The 17,529-nt window shown below is 39.4% G+C and carries 21 protein-coding genes, 1 tRNA gene and 2 riboswitches; of the genes, 10 read left to right on the plus strand and 12 right to left on the minus strand.

All coding sequences use genetic code 11. The features are described from left to right. Positions 1-28: 28 nt before the first annotated feature. Genes AC6UDF_RS01205 through AC6UDF_RS01215 form a run of 3 tightly spaced genes read right to left on the minus strand, consistent with a single transcriptional unit; the run spans position 29 to position 3,283 of the window. On the minus strand, positions 29-526 hold the full coding sequence (locus AC6UDF_RS01205) for a GNAT family N-acetyltransferase (RefSeq protein WP_500695286.1): 498 nt from the start codon (positions 524-526) through the stop codon (positions 29-31). Then, the gene (locus AC6UDF_RS01210) at positions 513-2,891 is read right to left on the minus strand and encodes a helicase C-terminal domain-containing protein (RefSeq protein ID WP_500723784.1); all 2,379 of its coding nucleotides are present in this window, start codon (positions 2,889-2,891) and stop codon (positions 513-515) included. Before AC6UDF_RS01210 ends, AC6UDF_RS01205 begins: the two co-directional genes overlap by 14 nt. Positions 2,892-2,938: 47 nt before the next feature. Then, a complete protein-coding gene (locus tag AC6UDF_RS01215) occupies positions 2,939-3,283 on the minus strand; it encodes a hypothetical protein (protein WP_500693474.1) in 345 nt (114 codons plus the stop codon). A gap of 165 nt (positions 3,284-3,448) precedes the next feature. Between AC6UDF_RS01215 and AC6UDF_RS01220 the strand changes: the two genes are divergently transcribed. Continuing rightward, the gene (locus AC6UDF_RS01220; RefSeq protein WP_500723745.1) at positions 3,449-4,606 is read left to right on the plus strand and encodes a hypothetical protein; all 1,158 of its coding nucleotides are present in this window, start codon (positions 3,449-3,451) and stop codon (positions 4,604-4,606) included. 33 nt (positions 4,607-4,639) lie between these two features. Here the strand turns inward: AC6UDF_RS01220 and AC6UDF_RS01225 are convergent, their stop codons facing one another. The 3 genes from AC6UDF_RS01225 to AC6UDF_RS01235 all read right to left on the minus strand — a co-directional run bounded on the left by AC6UDF_RS01225 (position 4,640) and on the right by AC6UDF_RS01235 (position 6,906). Continuing rightward, positions 4,640-4,837 (minus strand): LBP_cg2779 family protein, encoded by a 198-nt coding sequence (locus AC6UDF_RS01225; protein ID WP_500693476.1) that lies wholly within the window; start codon positions 4,835-4,837, stop codon positions 4,640-4,642. Positions 4,838-4,907: 70 nt separating this feature from the next. Continuing rightward, positions 4,908-5,552, minus strand: coding sequence for an energy-coupling factor transporter transmembrane component T family protein (locus tag AC6UDF_RS01230; RefSeq protein ID WP_500723747.1), 645 nt, complete (start codon positions 5,550-5,552; stop codon positions 4,908-4,910). Next, entirely contained in the window at positions 5,542-6,906 is a 1,365-nt protein-coding gene (locus AC6UDF_RS01235; protein WP_500723749.1) for an ATP-binding cassette domain-containing protein, read from the minus strand. Before AC6UDF_RS01235 ends, AC6UDF_RS01230 begins: the two co-directional genes overlap by 11 nt. Positions 6,907-6,969: 63 nt before the next feature. Next, positions 6,970-7,059, minus strand: a riboswitch (TPP riboswitch). A gap of 83 nt (positions 7,060-7,142) precedes the next feature. Here AC6UDF_RS01235 and AC6UDF_RS01240 point away from each other — a divergent pair. From AC6UDF_RS01240 to thiM, 9 genes are all read left to right on the plus strand, one after another. Continuing rightward, a complete protein-coding gene (locus tag AC6UDF_RS01240; protein ID WP_500723751.1) occupies positions 7,143-7,763 on the plus strand; it encodes an LVIS_2131 family protein in 621 nt (206 codons plus the stop codon). 57 nt (positions 7,764-7,820) lie between these two features. Continuing rightward, the gene (locus AC6UDF_RS01245) at positions 7,821-8,147 is read left to right on the plus strand and encodes a hypothetical protein (protein WP_500723753.1); all 327 of its coding nucleotides are present in this window, start codon (positions 7,821-7,823) and stop codon (positions 8,145-8,147) included. Positions 8,148-8,193: 46 nt separating this feature from the next. Continuing rightward, positions 8,194-8,265 (plus strand) — tRNA-Arg (locus AC6UDF_RS01250). 224 nt (positions 8,266-8,489) lie between these two features. Next, positions 8,490-9,158, plus strand: a complete 669-nt coding sequence (locus AC6UDF_RS01255) for an SDR family NAD(P)-dependent oxidoreductase (RefSeq protein WP_500723755.1) — start codon at positions 8,490-8,492, stop codon at positions 9,156-9,158. Positions 9,159-9,173: 15 nt separating this feature from the next. Next, positions 9,174-9,737, plus strand: a complete 564-nt coding sequence (locus tag AC6UDF_RS01260; protein WP_500723757.1) for a cysteine hydrolase family protein — start codon at positions 9,174-9,176, stop codon at positions 9,735-9,737. A 45-nt stretch (positions 9,738-9,782) separates the two neighbouring features. After that, a riboswitch (TPP riboswitch) is annotated at positions 9,783-9,873 on the plus strand. 66 nt (positions 9,874-9,939) lie between these two features. Next, complete coding sequence (locus AC6UDF_RS01265) at positions 9,940-10,578, plus strand: TenA family protein (RefSeq protein WP_500723759.1); 639 nt, start codon at positions 9,940-9,942, stop codon at positions 10,576-10,578. 18 nt (positions 10,579-10,596) lie between these two features. Continuing rightward, positions 10,597-11,403, plus strand: coding sequence for a bifunctional hydroxymethylpyrimidine kinase/phosphomethylpyrimidine kinase (gene thiD / locus AC6UDF_RS01270; RefSeq protein ID WP_500723761.1), 807 nt, complete (start codon positions 10,597-10,599; stop codon positions 11,401-11,403). Positions 11,404-11,408: 5 nt separating this feature from the next. Beyond that, positions 11,409-12,047, plus strand: a complete 639-nt coding sequence (thiE, locus tag AC6UDF_RS01275; protein ID WP_500723763.1) for a thiamine phosphate synthase — start codon at positions 11,409-11,411, stop codon at positions 12,045-12,047. A gap of 4 nt (positions 12,048-12,051) precedes the next feature. After that, complete coding sequence (gene thiM / locus AC6UDF_RS01280) at positions 12,052-12,843, plus strand: hydroxyethylthiazole kinase (RefSeq protein ID WP_500723765.1); 792 nt, start codon at positions 12,052-12,054, stop codon at positions 12,841-12,843. Positions 12,844-12,893: 50 nt separating this feature from the next. Here thiM and AC6UDF_RS01285 read toward each other — a convergent pair whose 3' ends face one another. The 6 genes from AC6UDF_RS01285 to AC6UDF_RS01310 all read right to left on the minus strand — a co-directional run bounded on the left by AC6UDF_RS01285 (position 12,894) and on the right by AC6UDF_RS01310 (position 17,528). Then, complete coding sequence (locus tag AC6UDF_RS01285; protein ID WP_500723767.1) at positions 12,894-13,661, minus strand: flavodoxin family protein; 768 nt, start codon at positions 13,659-13,661, stop codon at positions 12,894-12,896. Between the two features lie 101 nt (positions 13,662-13,762). Further along, positions 13,763-14,947 carry an O-antigen ligase family protein gene (locus AC6UDF_RS01290; RefSeq protein WP_500723769.1) on the minus strand — a complete coding sequence of 395 codons (1,185 nt, stop codon included), beginning with the start codon at positions 14,945-14,947 and terminating at the stop codon, positions 13,763-13,765. 16 nt (positions 14,948-14,963) lie between these two features. After that, entirely contained in the window at positions 14,964-15,767 is an 804-nt protein-coding gene (locus tag AC6UDF_RS01295) for an alpha/beta fold hydrolase (RefSeq protein ID WP_500699226.1), read from the minus strand. 162 nt (positions 15,768-15,929) lie between these two features. Then, complete coding sequence (locus AC6UDF_RS01300) at positions 15,930-16,397, minus strand: universal stress protein (protein WP_500693489.1); 468 nt, start codon at positions 16,395-16,397, stop codon at positions 15,930-15,932. A gap of 16 nt (positions 16,398-16,413) precedes the next feature. Then, positions 16,414-16,923, minus strand: a complete 510-nt coding sequence (locus tag AC6UDF_RS01305) for a YbhB/YbcL family Raf kinase inhibitor-like protein (protein ID WP_500696502.1) — start codon at positions 16,921-16,923, stop codon at positions 16,414-16,416. A 74-nt stretch (positions 16,924-16,997) separates the two neighbouring features. After that, positions 16,998-17,528, minus strand: coding sequence for a hypothetical protein (locus AC6UDF_RS01310; RefSeq protein WP_500723771.1), 531 nt, complete (start codon positions 17,526-17,528; stop codon positions 16,998-17,000). Between the last annotated feature and the right edge of the window lies 1 nt (position 17,529).

Genomic DNA, 17,529 nt, shown 5'->3' on the forward strand with positions numbered 1-17,529 from the left:
TAGCTTATGGAACACAATTCAACTGAAATCACTGAAATAATTGAAATCTAGCGGATTTCGGGGATCGGCCTACTTGAGAGAAACCTAATCTTTTTATTATACCTATAAGATTATGCTGATTATTATTTAATAGAATAGAGATGTTTGGCTGTTTTAATTCTTGAAAAGTAAACTTGATCATGTGATTTAGTAATTCGGAAATTAGATCCGGAGCAATTCCGACCTCAAAGATAAAGTAAAACTGGGGTTGGTTATTGTCTAAATTACTGATGGCAAAGATTCCGAGTAGAGTATGAGTGTTTTTGTCCAACACTCCCCAAATCAGAGCCTGAGATTTCATGATTTTACGCATGTCAAGATTAACTAGATCGGCTGTTCTAGTGGGGTTATACTCACCATCCAGGCGAACATTGGCAATTGTGCGACCATTTAAGAGTGAGGTTATTTCGCCAAGATTCATGGTAGTCAGCCAATCCATTTCAAGGTGAGCGGTAAAAATTGGGTGGTAACTTTCAAGTTTCGTCATGGTTTTTCTCCTTTATATTATTCCAAAATTGTTTGATGTCATGCTCGAGTTCATGAGGGTTGTGAGCAATCTGATAATTTTTCCATTGTTGAGGATAAAGGTTTGTGTACCTTTTCTGGGTAAATCTTTGATCCATTAATACAACGATTCCCTGATCATGCTTACCACGGATGAGACGTCCGGCAGCCTGAAAAACGTTGTTTAAGCCCGGTAGCTGATAAGCATATTCAAATCCGTGACCATTTTCTGCATCAAAGTAGTCCCGAATCAGGTTGGTTTCTGGGTTAAGTCCTGGAAGTCCAACCCCAACAATCCCAACCCCAATTAATTTATCACCAACTAGGTCAATTCCCTCCGAAAAGATGCCACCAAGAAGGGCAAATCCGACAACAGGATGGTCGTTTGGTTGATTGAATTGATTGATAAAGTTGGAACGCGCTGCTTCGTTCATGCCGGCTTCTTGCTTGATTGTTTTAACCGTGGGGTGTTGTCTGTTAAATTCATCGTAGATTTTTTCTAGGTACACCCCCGATGGAACAAAGATCAGGTAGTTGCCGGCTTTTCCGCTGATCATTTTGTTGACGGTATCAACAATCTTAGGGATGCTTTGGTCACGTTTTTGAAACGTAGTATTGATGTAAGAAGTGATGATGATATTCTGATTTGCTTTTGGAAACGGGGAGGGCAGTTGATACTTCAAACTATTGTCTTCGTCACCGAGAACCTTGGCATAGTAGTTCATCGGTGAGAGGGTGGCCGAAAACAACACTGCTCCGCCACCAAGGTTAAGGGTCTCGGCTAGATTGTGACTTGGATCCATACAGAAGAGACGAACAGTCGTATTCTTACCATTGATGAGGATTCTCGTTTTGTAATTTGGACCATAGTACTCGTTGATTTTGAGGTATCCCGTACACTGAAAGAAAAAATCAAGCACCAAGTCCAGGTCATCACCATCGTCTTGTTTTGCGATCCATTTCCGGAGGACCTTAACTAGGTTAGTGACCGCTTTTGTAAATTTATCCAGTGGATCATCGAGTGCGACCTCGAATTTATGGTCTTTTTTTAATGGTTTGGCAATCATATTAAATTGACGTTTGAGTGATCGTAACTTGGTTAAGACCTTTGCGTTTTGTTCCTTGTTCTTTGATAGAAGCTTGATAACTTTTTCTAATGGTTCAGATGCTAGTTCGGTTGAGTACATGTCACGGGAACGATCGACTAGGTTATGGGCCTCATCAATCAGGTAAAAATTCTGATAGTCTTGCACCTCAAAGAAGCGTTGAAGGTGGACCTGTGGATCAAATAAATAGTTGTAGTCGCCGATGATAACATCACAAAAAAGGCTGATATCAAGCGAGAATTCAAAGGGATCAAGTGTGTATTTTTTTGCGTACTTTTCTACCACGTCACGCGTGATCTGGTGATTATTTTTTAAAATATCCTTTAGGGCTGGTTTTAAGCGATCATAGTAGCCAAGCATATAGGGATTATCCTCTGGTGATTTGTCACGTTCATCATCAAACGTAATCTTGTCCTTAGCGGTAAGGGTAATGCTTCGAAGTCGTAATCCGTGATTACTCATGAGATTAATGGCGTCTTCAGCAACTCGTCGAGTACTTTGTTTAGCCGTTAAGTAGAACACCTTTGAAATGAGATCATTTCCCATAGCTTTGATGGTAGGAAAGAGGGTTGAGATGGTTTTACCGGTTCCAGTGGGAGCTTCTGCAAACAAGTGGCGGTTAGAAGCGACGGTCTTATACACCGCAGCTGCCAGTTCATGTTGACCCCTTCGATACGTTGGGAAGGGAAATTGAACTTTTTTGGCAGTGATTCTTTTTTCTTCATTTAACTGGTCTTTAAGTTCAAGCCATTCCCCAAATTCGTGAATTAAGTTGTCAAAGAAACGTTTGGAATCTTCGTATGTAATGGAACGTTCCTTTTGCGTAATTTCTTCCTCGGGGGTTTGGACGTACGTCAGTCGCATAGTGACCGACGTAATGGAGGGATTTTTTGTCATCAGCAAATAGGCATATGCCTTTACTTGTCCCCAGTAAAGAATCATTTTGTTTTCTGGAATATCGTTAAACTCAATGTCAGAGGTTTTGATTTCTTCGATTGTGGCTGATTTATCACTCATGATGACACCATCGGCACGACCGTGAACCAAAAAATCAGTCTGATTAACCTGGACTTTCTTTTCTAGATAGTATTCCCTTTCATAGTTGTTAGGACGTTTCTTTTGAATTTTCCGGTGGATTTTAGTGCCAGCTTGAGCCGTGTTCAGACTACTAAGACTACTATTTAGATCTCCGCTTCGAAGTAAAAATTCAACGAGATCTCTGACTCCAACTTTGTTCACTATTTCCACCTCCTTTTTTCAATAAAAAAACAACTTCAAACGAAGTTGTTTTATTCTTCACGCCAACGATTGAACTCGTTTGCATGAGATCCTAAGTAATTCATTGCCTCTTTGGTTAACCGATCAACCTCAGTTTTTGTTTGATCAGGCATTACGTGATAGAAGTTACAAACATATCCTTCAGCAATGTCTTCGTATTGTTCTCTTCGTCCGTAGCCAGCATCGTTAAATAATTTATCTAATCCTTTGACGTCGTTTTTACCGGCTTCATAGACTTGCTGAGCTAGATTAGTTTTGTTTTCACCTAACATTGTAGCGGCATATTTTATGATAAAATCATTCATATCAATGATGATGTTTTGGCGTTGTTTACGTTCTATTTTCTTCTTCGACATATTTTCACCTCACTATTAGTTTAAAGCATTCGCCCAATAAATGAAAATAGAAAGTGAAAGCTTAAAAAGAACGCAAAATTTATGTTATGATAAGCGCACTAAACTTGGTCGAATCCATACATGTGATAAGATTAAACTGATGTTATTAGAGAAGCGGGTGATTGTTTGGATAATTCAGTTAATCAAGTTGTTAAGGACTTGAAGTATTCGATGAATAACAATTTATTGGTAAATTTGACCCAGCAAAATACAACGGTCTTCTATACTGGTGTGGTCGTTGCCCTTGATGCTGCTGGTGCGATTTTGATCACATACGATGATTACGGGCTTGCTAACGGACTGGTCTACGTTGTTTACGGAGATATCGATGATATTGACTTTCAAAGTGAGGACCTCACCAAGATGGAGGGACGTATCCGAATGTCTCGTCAATTAAAACTGAACGGAACTAAGCAGGAAGTAATGAAACTTAATTCTAAAAATGATCTATTGACCCAGATTTTGGGCAATTCATTTGTCGACCAACAAGCGGTGATGGTGGTAACTCAAGACGGCAATTCCGTTGAAGGGTTCATTAATTCACTGTCGGACTTTGAATTTTCACTTTCCGTTGTTGATAAATTTGACAACGAAAATGTGACCCATAAGACCATCATTAAACCGTTGGTTCGTTCGGTTGAGTTTCTTGGAACCGAGTTAAAGTTATTAACGGATTCTAAATCAGTTTTATTTGCCAAACACATTGCCCCGAAAGTCATCGACGGACAGTTAGCCATTGAAGCCAACTTGTACTCGGCCATGGAAACAGGGAGAAGAATTGTGATGATACCAAAGATTCATTCTGATTTGTTTTTCATTGGTCAGGTGAAAGCGGTTAATTCTGATTCCGTTATGTTTTCGTTGGTTGATATGATGGGACGGTTTGGTGGATATGAACTCATCAAGATTGATGAGATTGATAAATTAGTGATTAAAAGTGATTATTTGCGGCTAATCAATCACTTCGTGTCCATCAACTCGGCTAACGGGGTCTTCGTTCAACCCGTGTTAAATAATGATCGAAGTTTTGATTCGACGATCAATCTATTTGAAGCCACGATTCAAATGGCCATCAAATTTCAACGGGTGGTTAGAATAAAAATGAGTGACGGCCAATCTTACCTCGGATTTCCCGTGAAGTACGAGCGGGGTCAGATAACAGTTCAAATCGTTGACAAAGCAAAATTATTCGTCGTGAATAATCAACTCATTAATCTCGGAGATATTGACGAAATTGCTTTTGGTTACCTTGACTCATATCTAATTGAGCAACAAATCGGATAAAAAAAACGATGGCTCTTATAAAAGTCATCGTTTTTATTTGTTATGAACAATAAACTGCTTAATTATTTTTACTTCATCCTGAGTAGGCTGAATTTGCATACTCTTGATGGCATGAAATCTCTCCACCGTCATGTGTAGGTCAACGGCCATTTGGTTGTCAGGGATGTCATGTTTTTCTTGGAATTTAATTAGATCGGTTGCTACCTGACTAAATTCTTCTCCAATTTTCATTTTGCTTCCTCCTCTACTTCGCTTACTTGACTCTATTATACATTAATTTATTTATTTGAGACAAAGAATACTAGAGCAGAAGCAGAACTACTTGAAGTAAGATGACGTTAAAAACAAAGACGAGCCAGTCCACCTTTGTGATTTTAATGGTCTGATAAAAAGTTCGGGGCTGACCTTCGACAAAACCATGTGATTCCATTCCTTGAGCTAAGTTTTCTGACCAGCGAATTGCTGATAAAATGGCTTTAAAGTATAGGGTCGGTGACCACCAGTGTAATTTAACTCCCCGCATCAAACTAGCAGTTTTAATCTTGTTAACTTCGGCTTGAATTTCTGGTAGAAGGTTGAAAGCCACCATTGCCCCATAAACAAATTTACTTGGGAGCCGGAGATTTTGCTCTAACGAATTAACCAGTTCGTATAATTTAGTGGTTAACGTGAAGGCCGCTCCATAGATGATGTAAACGTAGATCCGAGTAAATAATAGGATTCCCGCGTGCGTGCTTTTAGCGTATAAAATCTGGGAGATCAGTAATCCGACCGCAGGAATGAAGGCAATCAGAAGGATCCATAACAGATGCTTGAAGTTTACGTGTTTCATTATGAGATAGGCGAGTCCACAGACGATTAGCACACTGTTACCAACGATACTGGTAGTGAAAGAAACTTCTAGGGCAATGATCAATACCAGAACGAATTTTAGACTAGGATTCATGAACATCCTCCTTGTAAGTTAATCGATGATTGGCAAGTTCAATAAAGAAATCAGCATTTTCAACGAGGTCGGTCCGTTGATGGGAAGCAAAAATAATGGTTTTTCCGTTTTTAGCCTCGTTCTCAAGGATCCGCGAAATAATGACGGTTGATTTTTGGTCAAGACCAGCGAATGGTTCGTCAAGCATGAGGATGGGTGCATCCCGAATCAACATAATCACGATCTGGAGTTTCTTCTTTTGCCCACCACTTAGTGAGTAGACAACCCGATCCAAAAGATGATCAAGGTGCAGGGCCTTTAAGAGGTCGTTAATTCGGTCATCAGTCCATTGTTTGGTGATGGCATTTTTCTTGGCTAGAGTCAGTTCGTCTTTAAGCGTGATGGTTAAAAATTGGTCTTCTGAATTTTGGAAAATCAAGTTTTCGGACTTCATGAGAGAGGGAAGTGAAGACTTTTTAATGTTATGATTCATAATTTTGACGACCCCATTGTACGAATGGAGGCGAGACAGCGCCTTAAAGAAGGTGGACTTTCCGCTTCCATTCTTCCCATTTAGGTAAGTGATTCCGGGATACAGGTCAATGTTTTCTGGTTCAATCAGATTTTGATTGCCGTTCGTCATGGAAAAATTTAATAAATTAATCACAGGATCGTTATTTGACATAATCTTGTAGTGGACCTCTTCTTTAGGGTCGTTTACAAGTTCATTTTTAATCTGGTCAGCCGTAACGGCTTGAACTGAGCCAGCTTGGACGTTAAAGAAATGATCAGCCACGTCGAGATAGTCAGAAAGATTGTGGTCAGAGATAATGATGGTCCGATTACTTTTTTTCTTTAACTGGATTAGACGTTCGATGATGTCTTTTTTGCTATCAACATCAACGTTACTAAATGGTTCGTCCAGTAAAAGGACGGGACGTTTCATCGCAACTGTCACGGCTAAGGCAACTTTTTGCTTTTCGCCACCCGACAAGGTGGTAATGGCCCGATTTTTAAGTTCATTAATACCACAAAACTTTAAAGCAGAGTCAATCCGGTTGGGCATTTTAACAGGGTCAACGTGAAGGTTGCCAAGGGCAAAAATGAGTTCTTCTTTGACGGTCTTCATCGCAAACTGATGGTTTGGATCCTGAAATAACATGGCTGGTTTTTCATCCATGTCAATCTTTCCGGTTAGTTGGCCTTTGCTATATTTTGGATACAATTGAGCAATTAGTTTTAAGAGGGTGGTTTTTCCACTCCCAGTGGGACCAAACAGGAGATTGATGCTATTGGGTTCGAAACTTAAATTAACTTGATTTAGAATTTTATCCTGTTCAGGATATGAAAATGATAGATTTTTAATTGTGATCATTGATTATTCTCCATAAAAAAAGACGTTTCAAGCGCGAGTGCGAGAACGTCCAGCTGATGTATCTAAGCTTAATCTTATATTTCCTGCGCTGGCATTGTCCAAGTCAGGTTCAACGGGTATAATCTCAGCCACTCGGCACCCCTATGTTTAATTAAACTTAGTATATCAAAGATGGCATAAAAATCAATTTTCAATTAGAATAGGGAAGATAGGAAAATGAAGCGGAGGATACTTTCATGAATTCATGGTGGAATCTTATAGGTGTAGTTGCATGGGTAGTTGTGTTAATCGTGTTGATCTTTATGATTAAAAATATTCGATCACGACGAATTAAGATGATTATCGAGGATAAAAAAACTTTTGAATGGCGTAATTTTTTGATATCAATTGGCGAAATTGTTGTTTTTGTGTTGTTGCTGACTTTGATGGTATATACGACTTTCTTCAGAAATATTACTAAAACCAATAATCGCAACGTGATTACGACGTCCCAAGTTGAACCATTAATTATTCAAAGTGATAAGAATGGCTCCTACTACGTAAAGGTTGAAGGTAATAGAGGACCGATCCAGCAGTATTCGTTCTGGCTAAAGAACATTAAGTATCAACTGCCAAGTACGAATGCTCAGGTAGTTACTACGCGTGGAAACGCTGAAGTCACTGGCCGTAGTTACAAGTTGAAGCATAAGAGCATCAAGTTAAATGACGAGCATTTTCAAAATGCATGGGCCAAGGTGGTTACCCTGAGATACAAAGGAAACTTTTGGAACGGTTTGGGGATGCATGCTGGTAAGGATGCTAACCAATTCATCTTAATCAGAGTTCCAAATAAGACGTTTGTGCAAAAAGAAAAATAACTAATTGACCACCGATAAGTACGTATCGGCGGTTTTGTTTAAATTGAGGTGTTTAATATGAGTGGAAAAATTCCTGAGACAATGGATGAAATTAAAAATTTGTTAAACGAACTAAAAAAAGATGGTAAAACGATTACACTGGATGAGCTGATCCTTGATAACATTGGGGAATTAGCTCAAGCCTATCTGGACGCAGCGGAAGAAGGCCATTATGACTCTGTAAAAGTGGTTGATGATAAGACAATTGAATTTGTTAGCATCACTGGGAGAACGGTTGGAAAATACGTTTCTAAGGGGCAAAGTTTAGTTGATGACTTTAAAGATAATTCGCTAAAGTTAGAGTTAGATCTTGAAGCAAATGCAAATAAGGTCGCAAATGAATAATTTACTTGCAATTTACTGTGTTTATCGATAGCATAGTATTTGTTAAGCGCCCTTAGTGTAATGGATAGCACATGAGATTTCGGTCCTCATGATCCGAGTTCGACTCTCGGGGGGCGCATATATTGCTTATCAGGTATTTTCAAAACACTTATAGAAAGCAAATGTAAGGGCTGACAAAATTATTAAAACTGGTATACTTAGTTAACGGAGATTAAGTCGCAAAGGAGCCCCACTACTTTTGGTAGTGGGGCTCCTTTTGTGTTTAAATAACAAAACATAAAAAATGCTCGTCTGTCAGAATGGTGGTAAACTTTTCTTGAATCAACTTTAGGAGGGAATTTTATGAGTGAAAGTGTAGTAATTTTTGGAGTTGGAAAAGGATTTGGCTTTTCAATTGCCAAAAAATTTGGTGAAGCTGGCAAGACACCGATTATGGTGGCTCGAGATGCTGGTCAGTTAAAGCAATTTGTTGAAGATTTGAATCAAGAGGGGATTAAAGCTGATTTTATTGCTGCTGATGTTACCGATCCAGCGCAGGTAACCAACGTGTTTAGTAAGATTAAAATGGCATACGGGATTCCTCAAACCATGGTTTATAACGTGGGTGATAAGACTTTAGATACACCATTCTCATTATCATTAGACCAGATTAAGAAAATGTACAATACCAATGTCTTTGGTGCCATTACGACAACCCGCCAATTCGTTGGCCTTTCAGACGATCAAAAGGAAAACCGGAACATTCTGATTACTGGTGGTGGAGCTGCCTTTCATCCTACCAAAGGCAATGTCACTTTAGCAGCAACTAAAGCGGCTTTAAGTGATTACGCCTTTTCACTTCATGATGCGGTTCAAGATGATAATATCTACGTCGGTTTGATTACCATTCAGGGACTATCTGGTAGTAGTGAGGAAATGCAGCCCGACAACGTTGCCAAGGTATACGTAAAGGCTGTTCAAGATCGCTCCGAAAAAGAAATTAAATATCCCGAGAAGCCGTCAGATTTTTAAGAAAGAAGATTAAAAATGGCTGATAAAGAGAAAAGTGCGCTTTTAATTATTGATTACACCAATGACTTTGTTGATGATCAAGGGTCTTTGACCGCTGGGAAGCCAGCTCAAGCGTTAGACCAATCAATTAGCGACTTGGCTGAAAAATTCAAAAATGATGGTCAGTTTGTTATATTTCCAACTGATGTTCATAAAAAGGATGATCCATACAGTCCTGAGACGAAGTTGTACCCAACTCATAACGTGCGAGGGACCTGGGGTCGTGAGCTATATGGGAAGGTTGGAAAATGGTTTGATGAGAATCAAAAGTTAGATAACGTTTGGCAAATGGATAAGACTAGGTACAGTGCGTTTGCTGGCACTGATCTGGATCTTAGACTTCGTGAAAGAAACGTTAAGACTCTCCATCTTGTGGGTGTTTGCACCGACATTTGTGTGTTGCACACGGCAATTGCTGGCTATAACCTTGCTTATAACTTGGTTATTCATAAAAGTGGGGTGGCAACCTTTTCCGATTTGGGTCAGAAGTTTGCGATGAATCACTTTAAGACCGTCTTGGGTGCCGAAGTAGTTGATTAGGATTGTCATGCCAAATTTTAAGGAATATAATAAAATTAATTGAATAGCTGTATGAGGGGGTGCCAAGTGGCTGAGACTATACCCATTGAACTTGAACTGGTTAATACCTGCGAAAGGAATCGTGCGATCTTTAATTAAGAATATAATTGAAGGCTCCTCATTATTATGAGGAGCCTTTTTGTGTAGGAGATGTTAGTAGTTGATGACAAATAAATTCACCGATGAATTGATAAGTAATGCGACAACAATAATGAATCAAATCATGCATTGTGATTATGTTAGAGGAATTAAAAGCGGTAAGGTACCGGAAAGGGCGCTAATTAACTACGTTCAACAGGACGAAATGTATCTAGACGGTTACGCTAAACAGTTTCAACAAATTCAGACTGAAACAAGTGATATGAATTTGAAAAGATTTTTGGCAGGTTGCGTTGATGGAATTAAAAACGAAAGCACACCGCACGAGGTCATGTTAAAAATTGCAAAAGTGACTGATGATGAGCTTCAAGATGCCCGCATGTTCAATGTTACCAAGGATTACGTTGAAAGTATGCGTGAAGCCGTGAGCACTAAGTCCATTCTAGTTGGATTGAGCGTGCTCGCACCGTGTATTTGGACTTACTATGTAGTTGCTACTCAACTAAATGAAACCAGTCTTATTAACAATCCATTTAGCGATTGGATCAAGTTTTATGCTGAGGCAGATGAGGTAAAGCAAATTTTTGCTTTTATTAATCTCCAGGCAGAAATTCATCCAAACGAAAGGGCCATCGCAAATCAAGTTTTTCAGAATAGTTGTCATTATGAATTGGATTTTTGGAACAAAATGTATGACGCTTAGAACTTTTAGGAGGGAACTATGAGTAGTGAAATCAATCAATATCAGGAAGCACTAACAATTGCTGGGACTGATTCTGGTGGTGGAGCAGGGATGGAAGCTGATATTAAAACGATGCAGGCCTGTCAGGTCTTTAGCACCAACGTGGTAGTGGGAGTGACGGCACAAAACACCATTGGTGTTCAAGATACGTATCCACTTCCGAAAAAAATTATTGATGAGCAGTTTGCTTCCGTTTGCGATGATTTTGATATTAAAGCAACTAAGACCGGAGCTTTGTTTGACGAAGCACACGTTCATTTAGTGGCAGATAACATTAAAAAATACAAGTTGGGTCAAATTGTTGTCGATCCTGTTATGGTAGCTAAGGGAGGGTCAGTGCTACTTGAAGCCGGCGCCATTAAAACCTTGATTAACGAACTGATCCCATTGGCCGATTTAGTAACACCAAACTTACCTGAAGCGGAAAAGATTACGAATCAGTCCATTGCATCTGATGAAGCGATCAAAAGGGCAGCACGGAAAATTCAAATTGCTGGCGCTAAAAACGTCATGATTAAAGGCGGACATGGTACGGATAAGATCGTAAAAGACTATGTTCTTTTAAAGGATGGATCTGATTTTTGGTTGACTACGAAGCGGGTGAATACGGTTCGGACTCATGGCACGGGAGACACGCTTTCTTCAGCAATTGTCGCGGCTTTAGCGCGTGGTGAAAGTATGGAAACTGCCATTCGCTTTGGGAAAGATTATCTGGATAAAATTATCAGGGAACCATTAATTATTGGTCATGGACACGGGCCCCTAAATCATGGAATGTGGGAGTAATAAATATGCAATTTAACAAAAAAATGCTGCAAATATACCTGGTGGCAGGCACCCAAAATTTTGCTGGTTCTGAGACTGAATTTTTAGATCACATTGACCAGGCTTTAAATGCTGGTGTCACTGCTTTTCAGTACCGTGAAAAAGGCCCGGGTTCACTTACAGGTTTGAAAAGGATTGAGATGGGAAAGAAGCTTCGTCATTTAACCACTGAATATCATATTCCACTAATTGTGGACGATGACGTGGATTTGGCTAATCAGATTAATGCGGACGGGATCCACGTTGGTCAAAGTGATGAAAGCGTGCAAAAGGTGATTCATGATAATCCTGAAATGATAGTTGGATTGTCGATCAGTACCAAAGAAGAATTAGGGTGTAGTAAACCCCTCAATGGCATCGATTATTTAGGAATTGGACCGATTTTTCCGACTACTAGTAAAGCAGATGCTGAATCACCAATTGGGGTTTCTGGTTTAGTTCAGCTGCAAAGACAAGTAAATTTACCGCTAGTTGCGATTGGTGGAATTAATGCAGGTAACTGCCAGTCAATTTATCGGGTTTCAAACGCCGGAATTGCGGTAATATCAGCAATTATGGACAGTAACAACGTTGAAAAGACAATTAGTAAATTAGAGAGGAAATAATAGTATGACGTCGATTTTAGAAGAAATTAGAAGGGAAAATCCCGTTGTTTTGGACATTCCTAACATGGTGACCCCACAGAAAGTAGCGGATGCAATTAGTTATGTTGGTGGCTCACCAATTATGTGTGACTCTTCAAATGAAGGTAATGACTTGGTGGCAATTGCGAACAGTTTGGTCTTAAACCTGGGGACGATGAACGACGATAGTATTAAACTAGATGTAATTGCTGGTCAAGCGGCTAATAACCGTCGTTTACCGGTGGTGGTTGATCCGGTTGCTGTGAGTGCCTCAGAATTAAGAACGGAAGTTTTTAAGAAGATTAGTAGTGAAATTAATATTGATGTCTTGCGTGGCAACGTTGGTGAGATTGCCTTTATTGCCGGAATTGACTGGGGCAGTCGCGGAATTGATGCTGCTGACGGTACTGGTGATCGCGTTCAGGTTGCTAAAATGGCTGCTAAACAATTTCATTCCACGGTTGTCATTTCAGGAATTGACGATGTAATTTCGAATGGAAAGGAAACGTATGTGGTCCACAACGGAAGTCATGAATTAGCAATCAACGTTGGATCTGGTGATGTCTTAGATGGTGTCATTGGTGTGGTTGCCGCTCACCATCAAAGTGTTCATGAAATTGCACTAGGGACGGCTATGGTTGGCATTGCTGGTGAACTGGCGGAGCAAAAATATCCGGATGAGCCGGCGTCATTTGAAATCGAATTCTTCAATAATTTGTACCGACTGGATGACCATCATCTTTCCGATACAATTAAAATTGAAAAAAGCGATGATTAGAAAAAAGCGACCAATTGTTAACAATTGGTCGCTTTTATTTAGTTTTAAGTTTAACGACGACGATGTCTTAAGAACGTAAAGAAGTGAAGGAGGATTGCTAGAAGAACATAGAAAATAACCACAAATGCTACGTAAAAGAGCCAAAATTCTCCGTTAAATTTCAGTCCAAAAACTAATCCTTCAATTAACATTGTCACTAGTGACATTACTGCAATCATACAAAATAATTCGATATAACGTTTCAAAGTACTATCATCCTTTCGTGGCTTGTTGGCAATCTTTTGTCCCCATCGTTTACATAGTTCAATTTTTTTAGGATTAGGAATTCCCTTACTTCCCCAGGTGTGCGTTCCGATTGCCTCTCCAAGTTTGATTAGACCGGCTGCGGTCATGATCTTATCAATGGTCCGAAAGGTTTGATCGGTAATGCCGGTAAAGAAGTTTTGAAATGAGGAGAGAAAGCAAGTAGTCAGACTTAGGTAGTGTTTGTTTTTAAACTTACCGGGCAAGGTATCACCAATACTGTTCATTTTAACCATTCGGTGACGCATGCAATCGAATAGATTTTTGGTAACTCCTGATAAATCAGCAAAATACGTCGGAGATGCAATGATCCAGACGTCCGCTTCTTCCATTTTCTTTTCAATCATGTCAAGCGTTGGATTGGGGTTTTTGAGATTATCTGGTTTAATGTCATAATCTTGCAGAAATAATGTCTCAACCTGCGCGTCCTTTGGAAGACCTGAGATAACTGCGTCAAGGTACTTAGCAGTCAAGCCATCCTTACTTTGTGAGCCTAAAAATGCTAGATAACGCAAATTTATGACCTCCTTTGAAATTAGTTAATTCTTTCTATTTCATGTTATATTTTTGTGAAACTAATATCAATTAAAAACCCATCATTAATGATGGGTTTTGATTATGTGGTTTTAACGTGTCTCCCAATTGCCTGCTGATGAAAATGATCCGGCTGGATTACTCGGGCAAAAGCGTAAATAAACGGTGCAAACATGTAAGCATTAGTAAGTTGGGTTTCAATGATGCCTTGAACAGCAAGGGCAATTAAAATCACACAAAGGAAATAGTTATCGTCCTGTTTAGCCTTGTAAGCACTAGCAAGAAACAATGCCAGTAGCAACATTAAACCAATGAAACCGGTACTTAATAAGATGAATAGGAACGTGTTATCGACCCACAAGTTTGACCGGGCACCCAACAGAGGCATATTTTGTCCAATTAGCTTTGGCGAATAAAAATATTGAATGACGGTTAACTGTTGTCCGGGACGACCAGAAAGGGCACGATTCAACACGTTGAATAATGGCAGTGATGAACCCCAAGCGACCATGCCGATTCCTACTACGAAAGTCAATGAAACCAGGATCCAGGTAATTTTTGGTAGTAGGTGAGTGATTTTGGGAGCAAAACTCAAAGCGAATCCAAGTACTAGGATAGCTCCAGCTACCATAAATCCACGTGAACCAGTCAGGTAGGTAATGATTAAGTAACTAACGAAAATAAAGGCATATACGAAGTACGTCAGTTTTTTTCGACTGTTTTGTATTAGCAAAAGGGCCGAACAGAAAATGCTTAAGATGAAACCACTTAAGACGTTTGGATGAGTGAATCCAATTGCATACCTAGTGGATGATCCTCTGGTAAATGAAATGGCATTTTGTGGTGGAAACACGTGTAAAATCAAAAAGGCCAAAATTACGAATAGAACAACGAGCTTAGTTGCAAGGTCGATGGTCGCAAACGCATCTTGATTTAATAAGTCAGCGTTGGCCATGAATAAGAACAATAAAAATAGGGTACTGGTAATCACATTTAAATGAAAAAGATATGACAAGATAAAGATGACTGCGATGATTATGATAATTGTCCACTGTTTAGGGTTATGTCTCCTGGTAAGTAATAGTACGATTTGGATTCCAATGACAACTAACGTGATTACCCCTGCGATTTGCCATTGCAAGAAACTTTTAGCGGAATATACGTTATTAAATTGACTGTTCAAAAGGATTACTGACGACGCCAGAAAAACAACGTAACTTAGCACGTACACGAGCTGATATAAATGATTTTTATTGGTTAAAGCCATTAATTAAATTCTCCAATTATTGGGTCATCTTATCGGTGAAGAAGTATTCTGCGATGATCTTAACGATGGATGGGTTCTCGTGAAGCATTGTGTGCTGAGCTTGGGAACTGTTTCCGTGATATACGTAGAGCTTGTAACTTTTGACGTAGCCAGTCACAAGATTCTTCATTGGGATTTCACTCTTCATTGTAACTTCGCCATCCGTTCCAGAATGGTTCATATCGCCAACTAGATTAAGAATCTGAAGGTCTTTTGGTAGGTTCTTTACGTCGGGATCGTTTGGAGCATAGTTCGTTGCAAGGGAGATGAATTTTTTAACCTTTGGAACGTTTTTAAGATTGGGATAATGAGCTAGGTAATAGTAAATAATGTTTCCACCAGACGAATGCCCAATCATGTTAACTGAACGAACGTTGTACTTCTTGTACAGATAGCGCATTACGTTTGGCATTTGGGTTGATTGAAAATAGGGATGATGATTGTCCTGAAAGACAATTTGTACGGTCGGGTTATCAGCACCAAACTTATGGAACTGCTTAGTGGTCTTAACGGTTCCATCCTTTTTCACGTACAGTTGTAAGGTTTTGGTTGCTAGGTGGTAACGATTTAGGGTGTCAACCATGTAACCAGTCGTGATGTTATTTCCACCTAGTCCGGGAATGAACACAGTAGCGGTATCGCTTTGATTAACGTCTAATTTACTGAGAAAACTACCATGGTTATGCCAATAATAATAACCGCCACCGGCGAAGATGGCGATCACGATGACGATAAAGAGGGCAATGAATGATTTGGTGTGTTTTCTTTTTTTGATGTGCATTGCAAACATTCCTTTTAATTATTTTAAATTTGTACACTAACATCTAACATCATATAACAATTAACGTGATTCAGCTAGATGGTTGAAATGAATTGATCTTTAAAAGGCAATAAAAAATAGCCAAGCGCAAGGGCTTAGCTATTTTGTTTAAATAAGTCTTAACTATTTGATTGGGGTATTCTCCATGTTGGTTCTAACAATAATCACATCACAGGCGGCATGTGAGTTAACGTATCCGGCAACTGAACCCTCAAGCATGCGGTACAAGCGACCCTTACCAGTCGCTCCCATCATAATTAGATCGGTTTGATGGTCCTTGGGAAATTCGTAAGTAATTACTTCTCTAGGACTTCCAAACCGAGCATGGATATGAATATCGTCAATGCCAGTTTGGTCCTTGACTTTCTTAACTAAATCCTTTAAATAGTTAAGTTCTTCATTAACGATTTGGGTGATAACACTGCCATCAACAACTCCTAGGCTGTATCCATAATTAGTGGTGTTAATCACGTTTAAGACGTCAATTCGGCCTTTATTTCTTTGTGCTACCGCTGCCGCCTTGTATAAAGCAGCCTCTGCTTCTTTTGATCCATCAACTGGTACTAGAATGTGTTTGTATCCATTTAGCATTATGAAAGCCTCCGTTTTAGTTTCTCACTGGTAAAATTTGTTCGGCACTGGCAAGGACGTGTCCTGCCATTTTTTTCTTTAGTTCATTAAGCCAAAAGCCGTTGGTTAAATCTAGTTTTTGATCCAAGGCGTAAACATGCAACTGATAATCGTGTGGTTTATCGGGAGGAGTAGGACCAATGTAGTGTTGATTTAATTTTGAATCAGTAACGTGTACTAGTCCACCAGCTAAACTATTTTTCCCCAAAGTCATATTAATTGATTGATCTTGGCTAGCATTTTCTGGTATTTCAGATATATTTGGATCAATGTTAGCAACCACCCAATGAATGTAAGTAAAACCACAAACTGGGATTGAATCGTCGTCCAGTAGGATAACTACTAGTGACTTTGCGTTTTTTGGGACATCAGAGATTTTGATCGGGAATGAAATGATTGGATTACCATCTAACATTTCATCTGGGTCAGCGTGTTTAGTATACTTATCAGGTAAAAGTCCATTTTGAAGTGGAGTATTAATTTTCATAATAGTGCCTCCTATACACTTCATTATACCAAATTCATTTGAATATAAAAAAATAAGGAACTATAAATAGTTCCTTATTTAACAAATTGCAAGGTGTAAAAGCCCTGACCATTCCGCTCAATTGTAAAGTTAGAGTAACCAGCTGCTAACCAACTGCTTTGAGTAGCGTGTGCATAGTTTTTAGCGTCTTGAACCGAGTCAAATGATTTTGGTGTAGCAAACATCGAACTAGAATCACTCATTGAGTTGTTTCCATTGGAATTATTTCCGTTTGATGATTGTGACCCACTTTGATTTGTTGGTGCTTGTTGGTTCCTGTTTACTGACGCTTCCTTGTTGGTCGTGGCTTGTTCCGCCTTATTAAAGTGTTTTGCTTTCTTTTCTGATTGAATAGCTCTGCTACTCTGTTGACTTGTGGAGGATCCATTCATCCGATTCCCACTGCCGCTTGTCAGAAAGTGAATTCCAAAGACTAGCAGGATCACAATCACTACTAGTCCTAAAACCCATGGCCAAGCCTTAAAGTTTTTCTTTTGGTGCTTTGGACCATTTGCGGCATTAAAGTCATAACGTTCGTATCTCGAATCTGGATCTTGACTATTCATA

The organism is Fructilactobacillus sp. X2R6C1 (assembly GCF_059901295.1).